The 1,368-nt window shown below is 71.0% G+C and carries 1 protein-coding gene; it reads right to left on the bottom strand.

The window, feature by feature from the left end:
- A partial coding sequence (locus IO36_RS35990) for an ATP-binding protein (protein WP_037626549.1) occupies positions 1 to 1,368 on the bottom strand: 1,368 nt, incomplete at its 5' end.

Raw genomic sequence — 1,368 nt, 5'->3', positions numbered from 1 at the left:
TCAGTCCTTGATCTCGCAGATCGGGGCGCCGGAGGTGACGGAGGCGCCGACCTCCGCGCTCAGGCCCTTGACGGTGCCCGAGCGGTGCGCGTTCAGGGGCTGTTCCATCTTCATGGCCTCCAGGACGACGATCAGATCGCCTTCCTTGACCTCCTGGCCCTCCTCGACGGCCACCTTGACGATGGTGCCCTGCATCGGGGAGGCGAGGGTGTCGCCCGAGGCGACCGGGCCGGACTTCTTCGCGGCCCGGCGCTTGGGCTTGGCGCCCGCGGCCAGACCCGTGCGGGCCAGCGACATGCCCAGCGAGACCGGCAGCGAGACCTCCAGACGCTTGCCGCCGACCTCGACGACCACCGTCTCGCGGCCGGGCTCGTCATCGCTCTCGGCGTCGGCCGGGGCGGCGAACGGCTTGATCTCGTTGACGAACTCGGTCTCGATCCAGCGGGTGTGGACCGTGAACGGCTCGGTCGAGCCGGTCAGCTCCGGGGCGTACGCCGGGTCCTCGACCACCGCACGGTGGAAGGGGATCGCGGTCGCCATGCCCTCGACCTGGAACTCGGCCAGGGCGCGGGCCGCCCGCTGGAGCGCCTGCTTGCGGGTGGCGCCGGTGACGATCAGCTTGGCGAGCAGGGAGTCCCAGGCCGGGCCGATGACGCTGCCGGACTCGACGCCCGCGTCCAGACGGACACCGGGGCCGGTCGGTGCCGAGAACGCGGTGACCGTACCCGGGGCGGGCAGGAAGTTGCGGCCAGGGTCCTCGCCGTTGATACGGAACTCGATGGAGTGGCCGCGCAGTTCGGGGTCGCCGTAGCCCAGTTCCTCGCCGTCGGCGATGCGGAACATCTCACGGACCAGGTCGATGCCGGCGACCTCCTCGGTGACCGGGTGCTCGACCTGCAGACGGGTGTTGACCTCCAGGAAGGAGATCGTGCCGTCCATGCCGACCAGGAACTCCACCGTTCCCGCGCCGACGTAGCCGGCCTCCTTCAGGATCGCCTTGGAGGACGCGTACAGCTCATCCATCTGCGCCGGGGACAGGAACGGCGCGGGCGCCTCCTCGACCAGCTTCTGGTGGCGGCGCTGCAGCGAGCAGTCACGGGTGGAGACGACGACCACGTTGCCGTGGGCGTCGGCCAGGCACTGGGTCTCCACGTGCCGGGGCTTGTCGAGGTAGCGCTCCACGAAGCACTCGCCGCGCCCGAAGGCCGCAACCGCCTCGCGCACCGCGGACTCGTACAGCTCCGGCACCTCCTCCAGGGTGCGGGCCACCTTCAGACCACGCCCGCCACCGCCGAACGCGGCCTTGATCGCGATCGGCAGACCGTGCTGCTCGGCGAACGCGACGACCTCCTCGGCACCCGAGACCGG

The organism is Streptomyces aureus (assembly GCF_000725495.1).
Classification (GTDB): Bacteria; Actinomycetota; Actinomycetes; order Streptomycetales; family Streptomycetaceae; genus Streptomyces; species Streptomyces aureus_B.
This window is presented reverse-complemented; position numbering and strand designations above follow the sequence as displayed.